We start from the raw sequence: 2209 nt of genomic DNA on the forward strand, positions 1-2209 counted from the left end.
ATAACTGCATACCAGCTTTTTATAATTAAGAGTATTTCTTTTTATAGATTCTGAGAAGTTAATTTTTCCCTTTAATACTGATAAATCTTCTTCCAAAGTGATATAGCCTCTATAAAAACCTCTTTTAATTAATTTTTCTAAAAAGATATTAAGAATATATCCCATAACATTATAAATATTATCAAACTTTTCATCACCAAAGATTTCTTTTTTATTATTATCTTCATCAATAGTATTCCAAATATTCCAAGCATAAGAGAGCATGTAGTATATATTTTTAATAGGTATTTTTATATTGTTATTCATTTTATAAAAATTATATTATTTATCCAATAACTTTTTTATTTCCTTCTCTGCTCTCTCTTCATTATCAAACCAATATTCTCTTAATGTAGGAGCTATTTCATATTCTATAATATTTTTGTATTCGGCCTCATCTATTTTATCGCAAAAATAACTATGCCCTATAGTACAGCCTCTGCCTAGAGTTTTATCATTTTTTATAATATCATTCAAATTACTAAACTTTGTATTTATTTTATTTATAAGATTATCATTTATATTCTTTTCTTTCAAATAGTTTATAAACTTTTCATTTCCGAAAGCAGGCTCAATATCTACAAAGCAGAATCTTCTGCGTAGTGCATAATCAATAAAGGCAATGCTTCTATCAGCAGTATTCATCATACCTATAATATACAAATTATTAGGCACGCTGAAACTTTCATTATTGTAAGGAAGTATAATTTCAGCATCTCTATTGTCAGCCTCTATAAGCATTAAAAGCTCGCCGAATATTTTAGATATATTTCCTCGGTTAATCTCATCTATTATAAAAAAATAATCATTATCCATATCGGAAGAGGCTTTCTGACAAAAATCATAAAACACACCGTTTTTTAATTCGAAGTTTTTATCCGTAGGCTTATAACCTATAATAAAATCTTCATAAGAATAGCTTTCATGAAACTGCACCATTTTTATTTTACTGTCATCGGCTTCTCCAATGATTGAGTAAGCGAGTTTTTTGGCAAGAAAAGTTTTGCCTACTCCGGGTGAGCCTTGAAAAATAATATTCTTTTTTCTTTTTAATAAATTATAAATAGTATCGTACTTTTCTTCAGATATAAAAACTTCATTAAGGAAATTTTCTTTACTATATGAATTATCCGATTTATCATTAGTTTGTTCGTATTGATTTTCCTCATCGTCAGTTTTTTCATCTTCAAACAAATTATCAAATGATATATCTTTAATATTATTTTTTTCAATTATTTCTTTACATACTTTTACTAAATTGTCAGATCTATCTTTATTAAATGGGTAATGATATTTTATATATTCTTTTGTTGAAATTAATGATTTTTCTAGTTCTTTAATACCATGTAGTTTTCCTATTTTTTTAATGATAAATTGCAGTACATTTAATTTAAAACTTCTTTTAAATCCTACACCTTTTCTCATGCACCTATATATTCCGTATAAAAAATTAAATGAACTATATTTGTATATTCCTTTAACATCTATTTTCAAACACTCATTAATTCCTTCTGTTCTTTTAATTTCACCATTATATATTTGCTCCATTACATCATATATTTTTTCTAACTGTTCATTATTTAATTCTTCTTTCATCTTTACTCCAAATAAATAATATATATTAGGTATTTTATTTCACAATAAAAATTATCTTAAAGGGGCTTCTGATATACTTACCTTTATATCATCTAATTTATTAGCTTCAGTATTTTTTAAGTGAAGTGCCTTTCTTATATATTCGGCAACTGCTTCATTGTTTTCTACTTTTGAGCCTATTATTATTTCTTTTATATAATTACTATTTTCATCAAAAAGTTTTATATAATCAATATAGAGCTTTTTATTATAATTGTCAATTAATATTTCATCAGACTTATAATCATTTGTCACAAGCATTCTAAGTTCCTGTTCTTCAAAGAATGCTTCATGCTTTATTATGTATTTTATGTTTTCAAATAAATAGCTGTATAATTGATTTTTAATATTTTTATAATTTTCATTATTTTTTGGGTCTTCTATCTGTTTTTTAATTTCTCTTGTATAATGAAATATTTTTGCAAATGCATATTTAATCATATCTTCTTTTTTATCATCTTCTTTTAACTCTGCTTTATAATCAATATTATTCAAATCAATAATATTACTTGCATATTTTAGTATTTTTTCTTTA

At 24.1% G+C, this 2209-nt stretch carries 1 protein-coding gene and 2 pseudogenes; all 3 read right to left on the reverse strand.

From position 1 onward, the window contains the following. Nucleotides 1-306: pseudogene (locus tag KQ44_RS00010) on the reverse strand (5-methylcytosine-specific restriction system specificity protein McrC); the annotation flags it as partial. A gap of 15 nt (nucleotides 307-321) precedes the next feature. Next, nucleotides 322-1635 carry an AAA family ATPase gene (locus KQ44_RS00015; RefSeq protein ID WP_096735706.1) on the reverse strand — a complete coding sequence of 438 codons (1314 nt, stop codon included), beginning with the start codon at nucleotides 1633-1635 and terminating at the stop codon, nucleotides 322-324. 51 nt (nucleotides 1636-1686) lie between these two features. Further along, nucleotides 1687-2209, reverse strand: a pseudogene (locus KQ44_RS00020) (hypothetical protein); the annotation flags it as partial.

It is taken from the genome of Brachyspira sp. G79 (assembly GCF_002379365.1).
In the GTDB taxonomy this organism is placed as follows: domain Bacteria; phylum Spirochaetota; class Brachyspiria; order Brachyspirales; family Brachyspiraceae; genus Brachyspira.